Here is a 15,110-nt window from a genome sequence, read left to right as displayed (position 1 = left end):
GGGGAAAGATTGGAAGGGGGAGAGGGGGATTACAGGGCGCAACGCAATAACTTTGCGCCGTCCTTGAAGAGGATTTCCACTTTATTCGGCTTTATGACGGTCAATACGATGCCGACACCGAACACGGGATGGGAGACAAGCTCGCCGTTGCGGAACGGCCGGTCCATGGCATAGGGGGTGGCGGTTTCCGGATCGACCCCTGCCATGGTCTGTTCCCATTCCGATGGCCCCTGGGGGATCGGCTCCCTGCGGGGACGCCCCGTTGCAGACGTGCGGGGGGAAGCGGACCGCTGGGCGGCAGACCGTTCCGCCGGTTTTTTCTCTTCCTTGGGGGGATGATAATTGTGCTGGCCGCCGCAGGTGTTGCACTGGACCCGGACAATCATATCTCCCACCATAGCCACGATGGTGTGATTCAGCACCGCCCGGCACCGGGTGCATTTTGCCTCGATAATATCTCCTGCTGAACGCTTCCTGACAATCATTCTTGCACCTCGCATTGTTTCCCCCGAAAGGGAGGGCGTTTATAGCACTTCGGCACCATGGTGTCAAGGACGTTCCCACCGGATTCCCCCACGTCGGTATGGACCTGGCGGCAGTAACAATGCTATGCTTCCGGGGTGCAGCGGAGAAGCTCGGCATTTCGAGCATTACAAGAGGTATAGCCTACGCCATGAATGTTGAACAGATGAAGACCGTCCTTCGGGAAATCCTGACAAAAACCGACCTCACCCCTTGCGTGGTGGGTCACCGGGGAGTCGGAAAAACCGCCGGCATCATCCAGCTCTGCCGGGAGCTGGACCGCCGCTATATGCCCCTTCGCCTCGGCCAGATGGAAGTGGGAGACCTGGTCGGCATCCCCTACCGGGAGGGGGAGGTAATGAACTGGTCGCGCCCCTGCTGGTGGCCTGCCGACGACGATCCGGAAACCGTCATCCACTGCGACGAACTGAACCGCGCCCAGCAGGAGGATACCCTCCAGGCCATTTTTCAGTTTGTGGAACCGCCGTCCGAGGGGATGCGCCGGGCGCTCCACACCCACACCCTTCACACCAGGCACAAGGTGGTGGTGACCATCAACCCCCCCGACGGCACCTATCAGGTGGCGACCCTTGACCGGGCCCTCATCGACCGGATGGTGATGCTCTACGTGGAAACCGACTACCATTGCTGGGCCGGCTATGCCGCATCCCGGGGACTGGACACCGGCGTGCGCCAGTTCCTTGCCGCCAACTCCATGTTCCTTTCCAGCCAGGGGAACCCCATGGAAATGGACGCCGAACCCACCGAGAGGGGGTGGGAGATGGTGAGCATCCTCCGCAAGAACTGCCGGTTCCCGAAGGATCTGGAAATGGAGATCTACGCCGGCATCGTCGGCAAGGAGGCGGCCATCGCCTTTTTGCGCTGGTGCGCCGAGAATGTTCGCCGCCCCGTCACCGCCATTGAGCTCCTGAACGACTGGGACACCGTGCGGAAACGCCTGGAAGCCCAGCGGGACGATCTGCAGGCAGCCACCATGGGGGATGTCGTGGCCACCCTGACCGCCGACCCGCAACTCGGGCCGGAGCAGGAAGAGAACCTTGTCCGCTATATCGACATTCTCCCCCGTGATATGCGGTTCGGCCTCGTGAAGTCGCTCCTGAAAATCCCCCCCGTGGCCCAGGCCATCTCCCAGGACAAATACGACGCCACCGTCTTCGACGCCATCCGAACAATCAGCGCGGACGCCCAATGACCACCATCACCCCACATCTGACAACACTTCCCAACGGCCTCCGCGTCGTGGCGGTGGAAATGCCCCACCTCAATTCGGCGGAGATCGCCGTCTATCTCAAGGTGGGGGGACGCCACGACAGCCGCGACAAGGCCGGGCTCGCCCACTTCCTCGAACACATGATCTTCCGCGGCAACGCCGAGCACCCATCGAGCCTTGAGCTGGAAGCCGACTTCGAGGCCATCGGCGGCTGCATCAATGCCGCCACCGACGCCGAAACCACCTGCTACTACACCAGGGTGCACCCCAGTCACGTGGCCGAGGGGCTGCGGCTGCTTTCGGTCATGCTCCTCTCCCCGGCCCTTTCGGGAATCGAGATCGAGAAAAAGATCATCACCGAAGAGGCCCTGGAGGACATCAACGAGCAGGGCGAGGAGGTCAACCCCGACAACCTGGCGAGCCGCCTCCTGTGGCCCGGCCACGGAATCGGCATGCCGACCATCGGCTATCTCGATACCATCGCTGGCCTCACCGAAGAAGATCTGCGGGATCACATGGCCCGGCACTACGTGCCTGAAAACGCCGTCGTGGTGGCGGCCGGGCAGATTTCCCCGGATGAGGTTTTCACGGCGGTGAGTCACGCGTTTGCAGGCTGGAGCGGCTCCTCCCCACCCTGTCAGGAACCGGTTTGCGAGAACCAGGAAGCTCCCGGCGCCATTTTTGTGAAAGACTCCGACAGCCAGGTTAATCTACAGATCGCCTTCCGGAGCTTCCCCCGGCAGGACGGGCGGCTGGCGGCGGCACGGCTCATGCGGCGCATTCTCACCGGCGGCGGATGCTCCCGGCTGCACCTGAGTCTGCGGGAGCGCCTCGGCATCGTCTACTCGGTGGATGCACAACTGGCGGCATACGACGACACCGGCTGTTTCGCCATTGAGCTCGCCACCGCCCCGGAGAACCTCTCCGTGGCGGTTGCGGAGGTTTTGCGCGAGACGCTGCGGCTGGCAACGGAACCCGTAGGTGAAAACGAACTGGGACGCGTGCGGCAGGGGTATTTCTTTGATCTGGATTACAGCAGGGACTCCACTTTCGATATGCAGGTGCGCTACGGGTGGGGCGAGCTGATGGAAATGATGCGAAGCATCGAAGAGGACCAGGCCGAGGCCGGCGCCGTTGATGCCGCAGCGGTCATGGCAACGGCGCGGGAGCTGTTTTCACCAGCGCGGCTCAATCTTGTGGCCGTGGGGCCGGTGAAGGCGGCGGTGAAGCGGGAGATTGCCGCCATAATCAAGCGGTATGAGGCGGATTTCCGGGAATTATCCTAAGACGTTACTTTGCTTCCAACACCCGCGCTTTGATCTTTCCCACCACCCCGGCGATGGCCGCCAGGTCGTCGGGGCCCTCACCCTCCACAAGCTTCACATGGGTGGCATCAACGGGCACCTGGCCGAAGGTGGGGTCCACCTGGAGCCATTTCCCGTTCACAAAGCTTTCGGCCCAACTGTGATAGAGAAATCCCTTCCCCTCCAGATACACGAGCCCCGAGACGAAGCGGGTGGGAATCCCCGCAGCCCGTGCGAGTGATGCATAGAGGCGGGCGTGGGACTGGCAATTTCCCTTCCGCAAGGCAAGGGTATCGAGGGGCGAGGGAGCATCGGTAACCGTATCCTCCACGGCAGCCGCCACCCACTGCACCAGCTTCTCCACCCGCTTGCGGGGATCGGTCTCTTCCCCCACCGCTTCCCGGGACCGGGCAATGATGTCGGGGTGCTTCGCCGGGAGCCGGTCAGATTCTTCGGTGAAGCTGCGGAGAACCGCTTCGGTATCGGATGCCATCTCAGCCTTCAGGGGTTCAATGGTGAATACCACCGTTGTCCCGGCAGTTCTGCGGGCACTCTGCCCCCCCCCCTGAATTAGGGGCATGGCCGGGGGAATGCCGTCCAGTTCCATAACGAGCCGGGTGAGGAGGGCAGGTTTGGCGATGGGTGGCTCGACCCTCACCAGGCTGAAGTCAAAGACAAGATCCCGACGGGAGAGGGCCGCATCCGCAATAAACCGCCGGACGCTCTCCCCATCCTCGGCAACGGTCTCGACAAGGCCGTCCCGCACCGATTCACGGACCGTGTTCCCTGCCGCATCCACCCAGATGTCGTTGTCCACCAGGGGGAAGAGGTCGTTGCGGAGGTGAAGCGCCCGGGTTCCATCCGGCAAGGTCTCATATCCCAGTACCGTAACGGTCACCGCTTTCAGCTTTGCCGCCTCGACATCGAGCATCTGAACCCGCAGGCGCTTGCCCGCTGCGGTTTTTTTCAGAAGAGGGAGGATATTCATGGCCGCAGGCGGATAAACCGGCCCCTTGGCCGCAAGAAACTTCTCTTTTTTCGACCCTCCCGACTCCACAACAACCTTGATCCCCTTGGGAGTTGCCTCCCCGGCTAGCCTCATGGGGGTGCCGTCGAGAACCTGCTCCACCTCGAACGACCTCAGGGAAAGGTCAGGCCCCACGAAATACCGTTCGCGCGAAGATGCCTCGCGGGAAAATCCCATGACGACCATCTTCACGCTCCCCTCCACTGATATATCGAACCCTCCATCCTTCTGGACGATACTCTGGTGGGCGAAGCCGGTGCGTTCGCTCCCCAGGAAAATGCCGAACCACCGCTCGCCGAGAGGAGGCTTCGCCGGCAGTGGAAGCGGATTTGTCGCAGCGCTGACGGCAACCGCAGCGAGGGCAAGGACGAGAATACAGCTAAGGCTTAAGACAAGGGAGCGGGCAAAACGCATCATGGGGTGATTACTCGGTAAAAATCGGCTCTTTAGCCGTTTCCGGGCGATCTGCTTTCCGGTCGAGGGTACAACTGTTTCGAGGGGAGGAATCATCACCGGACGCCTCCTTGCCTTTCCCCTTCTGCAGCAGGGATGCAAAATCGAGGAGCTCTTGCCGCCCCTCCTGGTTCAGGCGCCGGAATTCAGCAATCAGTCTCTGCTCGTCAAGGGAGAGTTCCATGGGTGGCTCCTTGGCAATGTGATGAAATCAGTGGAAAGATAGCACAAATCGGCAATGGGGGCAATGTACGCCTTGGACTGCGGTTGAAGCGACCCCCTGTTGTCCGGGAATACGCCCTCCCCTGGTTCGTCATGAACAATTCAAGGTCCCCTGTCAGATCTCTACCTGGATGCCAATCTCCACAACACGATTGGGGGGGATGTTAAAAAACGCGGTTGCCTGGAGTGAGTTACGAAACATGAAGCTAAAGAGTCTCTCGCGCCACAGGGGCATGCCGGATATGCGCGGCGTGGGGATGGGGGTTTCCCGGCCCAGGTAATAGGTGACGTCGTTCGGATCGACCACGAGGCCGAGCGGCTCACATTCCCTTAGAATTACCGGGACATTGGGGCTCTGCATGAATCCATAGCGGGCTATGAGCTGGTGAAATCCCTGGCCAAGGTCAGTGAGGACAATCCGCTCCGCGGCCGGCACCCGTGGAATGTCCTCGGTTTCCACTTTGAGGATGATGACCTGCTCATGAAACACCTTGTTGTGCTCCAGGTGGTGAAGAAGTATGGGAAGCGTGCTGTCACTCTGTTTCGCCATGAACACCGCCGTTCCCGGCACCCGGTTGGGGGGATCTGCGATAGTCCGTTCCAGGAACTTGGAAATACTTGTAACACTGTCAAGGAGTTGGGTTGCGAGGAGTTCCCGTCCGCGCCGCCAGGTCGTCATGAGCACAAAGACCGTAATGCCGGCAAGGAGAGGAAACCAGCCGCCATTCAGCAACTTGAGGATGTTGGCCCCGAAGAACGACAGGTCAACCACCAGAAAGGCAATGGTGAGCCCCCCGGCGGCGACGACAGACCACCGCCACAGCCTCCTCATGACATAGCAGACGAGGACCGTGGTAATCACCATGGTCGTCGACACCGCTACTCCGTAGGCGGCGGCGAGGCTGCTGGAACTCTGGAACCCCAATACCAGGAGAATCGTAATGGTCATGAGACCAAAGTTTGCCGCCGGGATATAGATCTGCCCAATCTCCTCGGACGATGTCTGTATCACCCTCATTCTGGGCGACACATCTAGCTGTATGGCCTGATTCGTCAGGGAAAAGACCCCGGAGATGACCGCCTGGGAGGCGATGATGGTGGCTAAGGTCGCAAGACACACCAGCGGGTAAAGGGCCCACGGAGGGGCGAGATGATAAAATGGCTCGGTTGCTTCGGCAGGATTCTTGAGCAAGAGCGCCCCCTGCCCGAAGTAATTGAGGAGCAGCGCAGGAAGCACCCCACAGAACCAGGCAAGACGAATGGGGCTGCGGCCCAGGTGCCCCATATCGGCGTAGAGAGCTTCGCCGCCGGTCACTACCAGGAAGACGGCACCAAGAACGTAGACCCCGTCCCACCCTTCCCGCATGATGAATCGGAAACCATGGAGCGGATTGATAGAGTCGAGCACTTCGGGCGCCAGGGAAATCCCCCGTACTCCGAGAAGAGCGAGTACCGCGAACCAGACCACCATAACTGGGCCGAAGAGCGCCCCCACTCGGGCGGTACCTCTGCGCTGGAGAAGGAAGAGAAGTGTCAGGATCGTCACGGTTGTCGGAACGATATAGGGTTGCAAAACCGGTGTTGCGACCTTGAGCCCCTCGACGGCGCTCAACACCGAAATAGCCGGCGTAATGGCGCCATCCCCATAAAGAAGGGCTGCTCCGAAGAGCCCGATCACCAGGATTAGCCGTTGCGAGAACCTGCGATTCTGACGCCAGGGAGTGAGCAGCGCCATCAGGGCCAGAATCCCCCCTTCTCCACGGTTGTCCGCCCTCAAAACGAAAACGAGATACTTGATTGAAACTACGACAATGAGGGACCAGGTAATGAGCGACAGGGCACCGAGGACATTGTCCGGTGTTGCCGGGTGGGGGTACGTTCCGTGAAAACACTCCCGCAGGGCATACAACGGGCTCGTGCCGATGTCGCCGTAGACGATCCCCAAAGCGGCCATAACGAGGCTTGCATGCTGGGATCTGTTCTGATTTTGAGAGCTGTTCATTTTCATGATTATGAAACGCCGGCCAGAAGCCCCTCTCCGCCAGGGCCCTTCTCTAGCGCTCCTTCAGGGTGAATCCGATTTTCGTGGCAACCTTCATTCACTCCCACGCCCGGTAAAGGTTATCACAAGCCCGGCCTCTTGCCATGACGACTCTTTGACCTCACAACAGCTATTCCCAGATTCATTCACGTGCGTTATCAGGGATAGTTGTACTATCCGGTTCTTAAGTTATACTTCCCGAAAAACCGTCTCATTTTGATGCTATGCGCTGGATGGCGATCTGTCGGCACTCACTTATGACGAGGAAAGGAGATATCATGAGCGCTCAGGAACAGTCGTGCGACATCAGGGTATGGTGCGAGGAATGTCAGCAAAGCAGTTATACAACCAAGGAAGAGAAATATCTGTGCGCCGTTTGCGGCAAGATTCTGAAGCTTGATCATGAGGTTCGTCATGAGGGATTCCCCCATGTGAGCGGTGATCCGGACAATCTCTCCTGAAGCTTCTGGAGGACTAAATCAGGGGGGCAAACGAAAAGCGCGCCTGCCTGGGAGCTATTGTTCCCTGGCAGGCGCGCTTCGTATGTCAACAAAGTCAAGGCAACTTCCTTGAGTGCCCAGCTTTGTCCTTGTATGGCTCCCCGTCGCGGACTCGAACCACGGACAAGGTGGTTAACAGCCACCTGCTCTACCGACTGAGCTAACGGGGATCGGAGGTTTACCGCAAGTTGTTAGCCTTGCGGCGCTTTCTGCTTGGTCCAAGTTTTCAGCACTCTTTAGTAAGTGACTGAATTCAGGTCCCAAAAACATCTTGAAGCGAAAAGCGAAGATTCTTGTAACACACCCGCACGGGAGATGTCAACAACATTCCTTTTGACACCGGGGAATATAATTTCCCGCTGCGCTGCGAAGCAGGCTTAACGGAACCCTCCTTTCCTGAACAGTCTCCAGAAAGTGACGCATACCGCCAATGCGGGGAAGCGGCGCAAGGAAGGGCCGGGTTCAATGCGGGCCCCGGAATGCCGCTCGATTTTCCAGAGGATGTAATCCAGACCATTGTCAAAGGTAAGGAGAGCCTTGAGGAGTCTCAGGGCGGAGAGCACCTTGCCCTGCACCTTGCGCAGGTGCCAGCCAAGAGTGTTGAGATGTTTTTCCCTCCGGGGAATCAGGGTGCGATAACTGCCGGGGGCCCGGCCGGCAACTGGCTCGACGGCAAGCCCTTGGGCTTTCAGGGCTTCAGTGGTAACTGCCTCATAATAGTCCGGAGCGGCGTCATAGAGACGAACTGCAGTGCCCGGTTTTTCCGACCGTAGCTCGCAGCGATAGCTCAGTCCCAGCCCGACACACCAAAGTTCACGTGGCGTGAAGATTTCCGGAACCTGGGGCAGGGCGCGCCCCACGAAGGTATAAAGAGCACGGGTCAAGGAATCCTGAACCTGCGCGGAAGATTCCGCGTCGCGGGCGTAAACCAGGCCGGAAGGTTGGGCGAAACGCCCCCAGATGTAGGAATGAAACCACGTGCCGGTCCCTTTGGCAAAATCATCGAGGGTCAGAACGGCGTACTTGGCCCGCAGGGTTCTCCCCTCATAAGGGAGTTCCAGGTAAAAGACGTTCGGCGGCAGCAGGCGATTCAGCAATGCCTGCAATCGCGAATTAAACGCCACCTTATAATCATCGACAAGCAGGTAAAGATCGGCAATCCCTTCATCCACGCGGCCGCTGCGCAGCCAGGAGCCATAGAAAAGCACGGCGGCAACCCCGTCATGACGTTGCCTGGCGGCATCGGACAACGCAATGATCTCCGGCGGCAGGGCGCGCGTGTTCCACTTCTGTATGATTCTCTTTATGCTTTCGTCGCTCTTCATGGGGGATCTTTGCCTCGCCGGCTCAGATTTTCAGAAACCGGGCAGGGCCTGCCGGCTCAATGATTAATGGACCTTTTGCCTCGAAGATTTCTCCGTCGAGAGTGAATTTACCCTTAAAATCCAGGGTGATTTCCCAGACATTGTGGCTGAAAAAGCCGTTTTCCGGCGAGGCCGTTGTGGTGCGCCGGCCTCGCAGCAAGTACGGCAGATTGCGGAGCAAATAGGGGGGATTCGCTTTCAGCGCGGTAAACCGGAGCGGCGCGGCCTCGGTTCCCCAGAAGGGATGCAGGCCGAGGAAGAGGCGCTCCAGGGTGCTGATCATGGCGAAAAGGTATGAGTTTTCCAGGGGAGGAGCTGCGTCGAAACGGATCTCCATATCGGTCGAAGGGACGAAGGTCCCTTTGCCGGTTAGGACCGCCAGCAGGAACCGGGCAATTATAAGTCCCGGCAGCAGTTCTCCGCGAACGCCGTTGGGGTTCATGCTGGTATGGCAGAGGTCGATCCCCTGCGGGATGGCTCCCGCGCCGAAGAACATGCCGCAGATCGGCTCCGAATCGTCTGCCTGGCTGATTTTCAGTACGGGGCGCTCGAAGACGGATTGATTGCCCGCTCCGGCACCGGTACTCCAGTCAAGAATCTTCGCCAGAGCGGCCAAAGGAGTGCCGCGGACCCCCACATCACGGGAGAGCATGCTGGTGGTCCCGGCCTGCAGCAGGGCGAGGAGAGGGGGGACAGAAAAAAGCGAGCGCACGTAAAGGGCGGTCAGGACCGACTGGACTGTCCCATCTCCCCCATTGACCACCAGCAGGTTCACACCTTTCGAAGCAAAATCGGCAAGAACCCCCTGCACTTCCGAAGGAGTGACGGCCTCCCCATGGTGGATCCCGGGATTCCGGGCCAGAAATTCCCGGATTTTGCCGAGGCCCTTCTTATTGCCTCCGCTCCGGGGGTTCGTGACCATGCCGATGGTCACGGCACGGCACCGGGCAAGGTCATGGAGATCCGGCGGCGAGGGGATTCCCCCTCTCACACGCGGTTGTTCGAGAAACATCGCTGGGCAAGGGTGGGGTTTTTCTCGTCGGGATCGATGTCAAGAAACCAGGATTGCAGAGGGCCCTTGACGATCCGGAGGGCAAAACCGGTTGCCAGCCGCACCACCAGGAAAATGCTGGAAATGACCGTCCACAGGGCAACCGCCACCAGCCCCAGGTCCGGCCGTCCGGCAATGAGTCCCAGGGTTAGCAGGATCAGGTTGGGATTGCGCCGCCCCGTTATCAGGCGGAAATAAGAATCAATGGGCCGCCAGCAGAAAATCCCCGAAGGCTCCAGGCATTTTTTGAAAATCCCTTCAACCATGCGGCCGGCAATGTACCCGATGAAGATCAGCCAGAATGCGTCCACCATCGAAAGAGACATTCCCGGATTCCAGCTCGCCAGCCCGAACCCCCAGACAAGGTACCAGAAAGGGGGCGAGATCAGATCGATAGCATGGTCGAAAATGTGCCCGAAATAGCTGGAATTGACGGTGACCCGCGCAAGCTTGCCGTCGACGGTATCGAGGAATGTCATTCCCCAGGCGGCAGCAAGACCGAGAGCGAAGTGGCCATGGTAAAAGAGGAAACCGGCGATTATTACCAGTACCAGGCTTACGGAGGTTACCATGTTGGGGGTAATGCCCCGGTTGGCGCAGAAGCGGGTCACCACCTGCGCCGGCCTGGGCCAGAGCCATTTGGTGACCAGATCGGTAACCCCCTTGTACGACCCGGAGAACAGGCGTCGTTCCAGCTTTTCCCGGTTCTCCTCGACAATGGGGAGGAGATAGGGGGGGTCGATCTTGCGCAACTGCTTCATGTATGTCGGCGCAAGGGTCTGGGGTGTCTCGAACGAAAGTGACGGAGGGAACGCGCTGCCGGACTTTCCGTCCAGCACATCGCGAACAAGGAGCGCATCGGTCGCCGCGACGTGGGCGGCAACGGGCCTGCTCCCCGCTTCTGCGGCGGTCTGTAGAACGGTTCCGGATTTCTGGACCAGGTTCCTGATGAGACGCTCATCATAGAGGTAATCACCTCGCAGGAGCAGAATCGAATCTTCTCTGGAGACGGATTCAGGGTCATCGATCACACTGGTGATATTTATTTTTTTCAGGATACGCTCGAGACGCTGGCGGCTGGAAAGGCCCCACAATCTGATGGGAGCCTCCGCAAGGATTAACGCATGTACGGTCATGTTATATGCTCTCGGGGAAATATTGGAATGTACGGCAATAATCAAAGCTGATGGAAAAAAGCGAAATAGTATCCTATTATATCCGGATGATATCTGTAAAGCCGAATCCTTCCGGGAACAACGGGAAAGAAACGTTTGTTCTTGCCCATATATCGGACCTGCATCTCTCTTCACTGACAGGGGTCAGTCTCACCTCTCTGCTCAACAAACGCCTGCTCGGCTATCTCTCCTGGCAACGTCGCCGCCGCCACATACACTCGCCGCGTGTTCTCGACGCGCTGCTGCTGGACCTGGCCGAAGCGGCGCCGGACCATGTGGCCGTAACCGGAGACCTGACCAACCTGGGGCTACCGGACGAGTTCCGTCAGGCGGCCCTCTGGCTCCAGCGCCTTGGCACGCCGGAAGGGGTTACGGTCGTCCCCGGCAATCACGACACCTACGTCGCCACGTCGTGGCAGGAGACATTCAGCCAGTGGGCGCCCTATCTGGCTGGGGACGATGACGGCGCTGCCGCCGGTGTCTATCCGAGCTTGAGGGTGCGAGGCCCGGCGGCATTGATCGGCCTTTCATCCGCCCGCCCCAGCATGCCGTTTGTCGCCGTGGGAAGTCTTGGCCGCCAGCAGCTGGCGCGCTTCGAAGAAGTGCTGGAGCAGACCGGACGGCTCGGCCTGCTGCGAATTGTCCTGATTCACCATCCGCCAATTCCCGGCAGCATCTCCTGGCGCAAGCGCTTGACCGACGCCCCCCTTTTCGGCGAGGTTGTTGCCCGCCAGGGGGCGGAACTGATTCTTCACGGCCACGCTCACGTATCAATGGAGGATGAACTCGTTGCCGGGACGCATCGTATCCCCGTTCTCGGGGTTCCATCGGCGTCCAATTCCAGCCCCATCCCCCAGCGTACGGCCCGTTATCACATTTGCCGTTTTCAACGCACAGCAGACGGTTGGCTGCTGCGGCTCGTCATTCGCGCCTACTCTCCCGCCCAGCACAGATTCATAGCAGGTCCGGAGAAGGAAATCCGCCTGCCTGCCTGCACCCCCTGACGAATCCACCGCAAGCCGGCTCCCGTTTCAGGAGATTCTTCGCGTCAGGAAAACCCCGCCTGCCAGGACAGCCAGAGCAGGAATGAGAGTTGTCCAGGCGGGCGAAATCTGGAGGATCAGGCCGGTGTAGCCGAGAATCTGGTTGAGGAAGAAGAACGCCACGCCGGTAATCGCACCGACCATGATGAGCCAGCCGAGACCGGAACTGCGGGTCGAGCGGCACACAAAGGGAAGCGATATCATTATCATCGCCCCGGTCATCACCGGAAGGCTCAGCTTCTGCCAGAGCGCCAGCCGGTAGCGCCCCGGGTTTTCTCCCCGTTCCTGCTGATTGCCGATGACACTGGCGAGTTCCGTCAAAGAGAGGGTCTGCGGCGGCAGCGCGAGTTCAGCAGCCTGTTTGCTGGTGAGCAGGCCGGGGAGGACAAGATGGGGGATCTCACGCACCGCCCCTCCCTGGTCCGTAATGACCTTCTGCCACACTCCGTGCAATGCCCATCCCCCCTCGGGGCCGATCTTTGTCTCCCGGGCATGGATATAGCCCTCCAGCCTCCTCCCCTCGTCAAACTCGTAGATGTCGGCCGCCTGAATTCCGCTCTCCCTGCCGGTATGCAGGTTTATAAAGCGCCTTCCGCTTCTGGTCCAGAAATCCCCTCTCGGCAGAATTGTTCCCGACTCTGAAAGCGCGGTTTCACGCCGGGTCCACGCCGTCTGCTCAAGGGACGGAATGATGAACTGGGCGCCAAGCAGAAGGGCGAGAAGGGTAAGGAGAGCGGGTTTCGCAAAAGCCCACCCGACACGCTGGATGGAGATACCGCTTGCCCGCATGGCAAGCAGTTCGAGGTTCTTGGACAGCAACCCAAGGGTGATGATGCTTCCGAGCAGAGCGCTCGGCGGAGCCAGCTCGATCATGCGTCCCGGCAGGGTCAGGGCAACATACAGCAGGGCGTCGCTCGAACTGTAGTTCCCCTTGCCGACGTCGTCCAGCTGGCTGGCCAGCTCAAGAAAGCTGAGCAGCCCGGCCAGGACAAGATTGACACTGAACCATGTGCGCAAAAAACTGGCCGCCAGATAACGGTCGAGAATCTTCACGGCAACAACTCTCCACTGACACGGGGGCGGCGCCCCGAGAGGCGGCGAAAGGTATTGCGTTCCGGAAGCAGTACCAGCACCAGGGTACCGAGCAGGGCAGTTACCCACCAGATGCCGGGCACGGCGCCAACCACCTGTTTTTCGACCCAGGTCTTGGCTATCAGGTTAAGGTTGTAAAAAGCGAAGAAGAGGACGATGGCAATGGTCACTTTGCCGTATTTGCCGCGCCGCGGGGCAACACGGCTCAGGGGAATCGCCAGCAGTGACATCAGGACGGTGGAAATGCCCGTGGAAAGCCGCCATTGGAACTCCGCAATATCCTCCGGCTCCGGCGAGCGGGCCAGATGCAGAGTCGATGCGGCCTTGCGTCGATATTTGGCGGGAGGGGTCCGGTCGGTATCGAGCTGGAATACGTTTTCACTGAAGTGGATAATTCGATCGGTTCCCTTCTTCCGGTTCAGCACATAGTGGTAGCCATCCCGAAAAACCAGGGCCTTTTGTCCCTCTCCCGGACCATTTATCTGGTGGGCGCTGCGGGCCGTTGTCACTTTCTGCATGCCCGATCCCAACTCCCATATCCAGACATTTCCGGCCTGGTTCCCAGCCGGGTCAAGCTTTTCGGCAAAAAAGACCACTTTTTCGCCCAACTCGTAGAACCGGCCGGCCTCAACCTTGGCGATGTCGAATTCATCCTTCCCCTTGGCTTCCAGGGCATAGATTTGCTCATAAGCCCAAGGACGAACGAAGAGTGAAAGGACGGTAACCACGAGGCCGAGGACAAGGGCAAGGGAAAAAACCGAGACTATGATTCGCCCCGGGCCCACACCGCCAGCCTCCATGGCCGTAATCTCGCTGTCGGCATGCAGGCGGCTCAAGGCAAGGACAACAGCCAGATAAAGAGTGACCGGAAGAAGGACTTCAAAGGCGATGAGCACCTTGAGCCCAACCAGGGCGACAACCGTTTCGCCGGAAAGCAGGCCGTTGACCGCATCGTTAAGAAACTGGATTGCGCTGTAGCCGGCGAAAATCATGATCAAAACCGCGCAGACCGCCACCAGGGGGGCCATAATTTCCCGTACTATATAGCGCTCCAGAATCAAAAACGGCTCCAAAAATTTCAAATGATTTTGCACGAGATAAAGGATAGTTCCGGCATCAGGAATTCCCTTGACCCTTATAGGCATTTTCTATAAATTACTACAGCTAATCGTAACATACTAAAGCTGCATCCGACAAGAGACTGCCGGTTATCGAAAGACGGAGAGGAGATCGAATCAGCATGAAAGCCATTATTCTCAGCGCAGGACAGGGGAAGAGACTGCTTCCCTATACCGCTGAACGGCCCAAGTGTACCGTTCCCATCAATGGTCAGGCAATGGTTGAATGGCAGATCGACGAACTGATCAAGTGCGGCGTCGAAGACATCTGCGTCGTGGTCGGGTACGGGGCCGACAAGGTCGAGCAACTGCTCTATGACCGGTACGGACAAGGTGGCGTACGCACCATTTTCAACCCCTTCTACTCCGTGGCCGACAACCTGGGCACATGCTGGATCGCCCGATCCGAGATGACGGAGGATTTCATCATCCTGAACGGCGACACCCTCTTCCAGGCCCCCGTCCTGGAGAACCTCCTCGCCTCCGAGCCGCGGCCGGTAACTGTAACCATCGATCGCAAAAACAGCTATGACGGCGATGACATGAAAGTGATTCTCGATGGCGAGCGCCTGGTACGCATCGGCAAGGACCTACCCCTCGACCAGGTTCACGCCGAGTCCATCGGCATGCTGCTGTTCCGGGGAGAGGGGCCGGAGCTGTTCCGGCAAACCGTGGAAGATGTCATGCGCAATCCCACCTCCCTCAAGCGCTGGTATCTGTCCGTTATCGACGAACTGGCACAGAAGTCGCCCGTCTGGACCTGCTGCATAGAAGGACTGGTCTGGGGCGAGGTCGACTGCCCCGCAGACCTGAAACATGCCGAAAAAGTGGTGCGCGGAATTGCGGAAAGACAGGCCGGCGACATGCGCGGAGCAGTATAAAAGCGTTGTCGCGGTTCAGCAAAATCCAGAAAGCAGTTCCGGGCCATGCCCGGAGCTGCTCCCACAGACTTCCAAGGAAAGTACTC

At 59.1% G+C, this 15,110-nt stretch carries 14 protein-coding genes and 1 tRNA gene; 5 read left to right on the top strand and 10 right to left on the bottom strand.

Features of this window, described 5'->3' with window-relative positions:
• Positions 1-29 precede the first annotated feature (29 nt).
• Positions 30-485 carry a hypothetical protein gene (locus JZM60_RS06010; RefSeq protein WP_207164598.1) on the bottom strand — a complete coding sequence of 152 codons (456 nt, stop codon included), beginning with the start codon at positions 483-485 and terminating at the stop codon, positions 30-32.
• A gap of 188 nt (positions 486-673) precedes the next feature.
• On the opposite strand from JZM60_RS06010, the gene JZM60_RS06005 reads away from it, so the two are divergent.
• Both JZM60_RS06005 and JZM60_RS06000 read left to right on the top strand, forming a co-directional pair.
• Complete coding sequence (locus JZM60_RS06005) at positions 674-1,735, top strand: hypothetical protein (RefSeq protein WP_207165512.1); 1,062 nt, start codon at positions 674-676, stop codon at positions 1,733-1,735.
• Positions 1,732-3,039 carry a M16 family metallopeptidase gene (locus JZM60_RS06000; protein WP_207164597.1) on the top strand — a complete coding sequence of 436 codons (1,308 nt, stop codon included), beginning with the start codon at positions 1,732-1,734 and terminating at the stop codon, positions 3,037-3,039. The genes JZM60_RS06005 and JZM60_RS06000 overlap by 4 nt, the downstream gene beginning before the upstream one ends.
• Before the next feature lie 4 nt (positions 3,040-3,043).
• On the opposite strand, the gene JZM60_RS05995 is transcribed toward JZM60_RS06000, so the two are convergent.
• The 3 genes from JZM60_RS05995 to JZM60_RS05985 all read right to left on the bottom strand — a co-directional run bounded on the left by JZM60_RS05995 (position 3,044) and on the right by JZM60_RS05985 (position 6,767).
• Complete coding sequence (locus JZM60_RS05995) at positions 3,044-4,501, bottom strand: transglutaminase family protein (RefSeq protein ID WP_241426384.1); 1,458 nt, start codon at positions 4,499-4,501, stop codon at positions 3,044-3,046.
• Between the two features lie 7 nt (positions 4,502-4,508).
• On the bottom strand, positions 4,509-4,721 hold the full coding sequence (locus tag JZM60_RS05990; RefSeq protein ID WP_207164596.1) for a hypothetical protein: 213 nt from the start codon (positions 4,719-4,721) through the stop codon (positions 4,509-4,511).
• A 153-nt stretch (positions 4,722-4,874) separates the two neighbouring features.
• On the bottom strand, positions 4,875-6,767 hold the full coding sequence (locus JZM60_RS05985; protein WP_207164595.1) for a potassium transporter Kup: 1,893 nt from the start codon (positions 6,765-6,767) through the stop codon (positions 4,875-4,877).
• Positions 6,768-7,078: 311 nt separating this feature from the next.
• On the opposite strand from JZM60_RS05985, the gene JZM60_RS05980 reads away from it, so the two are divergent.
• Positions 7,079-7,261, top strand: coding sequence for a hypothetical protein (locus tag JZM60_RS05980; protein WP_207164594.1), 183 nt, complete (start codon positions 7,079-7,081; stop codon positions 7,259-7,261).
• Positions 7,262-7,394: 133 nt separating this feature from the next.
• On the opposite strand, the gene JZM60_RS05975 is transcribed toward JZM60_RS05980, so the two are convergent.
• The 4 genes from JZM60_RS05975 to JZM60_RS05960 form a co-directional block, all read right to left on the bottom strand.
• A tRNA-Asn gene (locus JZM60_RS05975) sits at positions 7,395-7,470 on the bottom strand.
• 207 nt (positions 7,471-7,677) lie between these two features.
• Positions 7,678-8,625: a hypothetical protein gene (locus JZM60_RS05970; protein WP_207164593.1), complete on the bottom strand. Its 948-nt coding sequence runs from the start codon at positions 8,623-8,625 to the stop codon at positions 7,678-7,680.
• Between the two features lie 22 nt (positions 8,626-8,647).
• On the bottom strand, positions 8,648-9,655 hold the full coding sequence (locus tag JZM60_RS05965; protein WP_207164592.1) for a diacylglycerol/lipid kinase family protein: 1,008 nt from the start codon (positions 9,653-9,655) through the stop codon (positions 8,648-8,650).
• Positions 9,652-10,851, bottom strand: coding sequence for a CDP-alcohol phosphatidyltransferase family protein (locus tag JZM60_RS05960; protein WP_207164591.1), 1,200 nt, complete (start codon positions 10,849-10,851; stop codon positions 9,652-9,654). Before JZM60_RS05960 ends, JZM60_RS05965 begins: the two co-directional genes overlap by 4 nt.
• An 86-nt stretch (positions 10,852-10,937) precedes the next feature.
• On the opposite strand from JZM60_RS05960, the gene JZM60_RS05955 reads away from it, so the two are divergent.
• Positions 10,938-11,894, top strand: a complete 957-nt coding sequence (locus tag JZM60_RS05955; protein WP_207164590.1) for a metallophosphoesterase family protein — start codon at positions 10,938-10,940, stop codon at positions 11,892-11,894.
• 27 nt (positions 11,895-11,921) lie between these two features.
• Here JZM60_RS05955 and lptG read toward each other — a convergent pair whose 3' ends face one another.
• The gene (lptG, locus tag JZM60_RS05950) at positions 11,922-12,986 is read right to left on the bottom strand and encodes an LPS export ABC transporter permease LptG (protein WP_207164589.1); all 1,065 of its coding nucleotides are present in this window, start codon (positions 12,984-12,986) and stop codon (positions 11,922-11,924) included.
• Positions 12,983-14,107, bottom strand: a complete 1,125-nt coding sequence (lptF, locus tag JZM60_RS05945; RefSeq protein ID WP_207164588.1) for an LPS export ABC transporter permease LptF — start codon at positions 14,105-14,107, stop codon at positions 12,983-12,985. Before lptF ends, lptG begins: the two co-directional genes overlap by 4 nt.
• Positions 14,108-14,265: 158 nt before the next feature.
• On the opposite strand from lptF, the gene JZM60_RS05940 reads away from it, so the two are divergent.
• Complete coding sequence (locus tag JZM60_RS05940; RefSeq protein WP_207164587.1) at positions 14,266-15,024, top strand: phosphocholine cytidylyltransferase family protein; 759 nt, start codon at positions 14,266-14,268, stop codon at positions 15,022-15,024.
• Positions 15,025-15,110: the final 86 nt, after the last annotated feature.

The organism is Geobacter benzoatilyticus, assembly GCF_017338855.1.
Lineage (GTDB): Bacteria > Desulfobacterota > Desulfuromonadia > Geobacterales > Geobacteraceae > Geobacter > Geobacter benzoatilyticus.
This window is presented reverse-complemented; position numbering and strand designations above follow the sequence as displayed.

What these genes read in the sequence shown, in the direction of transcription:
- JZM60_RS06010 (WP_207164598.1), bottom strand. Translation starts at nt 485, where the DNA reads ATGATTGTCAGGAAGCGTTCAGCAGGAGATATTATCGAGGCAAAATGC.
- JZM60_RS06005 (WP_207165512.1), top strand. Translation starts at nt 674, where the DNA reads ATGAATGTTGAACAGATGAAGACCGTCCTTCGGGAAATCCTGACAAAA.
- JZM60_RS06000 (WP_207164597.1), top strand. Translation starts at nt 1,732, where the DNA reads ATGACCACCATCACCCCACATCTGACAACACTTCCCAACGGCCTCCGC.
- JZM60_RS05995 (WP_241426384.1), bottom strand. Translation starts at nt 4,501, where the DNA reads ATGATGCGTTTTGCCCGCTCCCTTGTCTTAAGCCTTAGCTGTATTCTC.
- JZM60_RS05990 (WP_207164596.1), bottom strand. Translation starts at nt 4,721, where the DNA reads ATGGAACTCTCCCTTGACGAGCAGAGACTGATTGCTGAATTCCGGCGC.
- JZM60_RS05985 (WP_207164595.1), bottom strand. Translation starts at nt 6,767, where the DNA reads ATGAAAATGAACAGCTCTCAAAATCAGAACAGATCCCAGCATGCAAGC.
- JZM60_RS05980 (WP_207164594.1), top strand. Translation starts at nt 7,079, where the DNA reads ATGAGCGCTCAGGAACAGTCGTGCGACATCAGGGTATGGTGCGAGGAA.
- JZM60_RS05970 (WP_207164593.1), bottom strand. Translation starts at nt 8,625, where the DNA reads ATGAAGAGCGACGAAAGCATAAAGAGAATCATACAGAAGTGGAACACG.
- JZM60_RS05960 (WP_207164591.1), bottom strand. Translation starts at nt 10,851, where the DNA reads ATGACCGTACATGCGTTAATCCTTGCGGAGGCTCCCATCAGATTGTGG.
- JZM60_RS05955 (WP_207164590.1), top strand. Translation starts at nt 10,938, where the DNA reads ATGATATCTGTAAAGCCGAATCCTTCCGGGAACAACGGGAAAGAAACG.
- JZM60_RS05940 (WP_207164587.1), top strand. Translation starts at nt 14,266, where the DNA reads ATGAAAGCCATTATTCTCAGCGCAGGACAGGGGAAGAGACTGCTTCCC.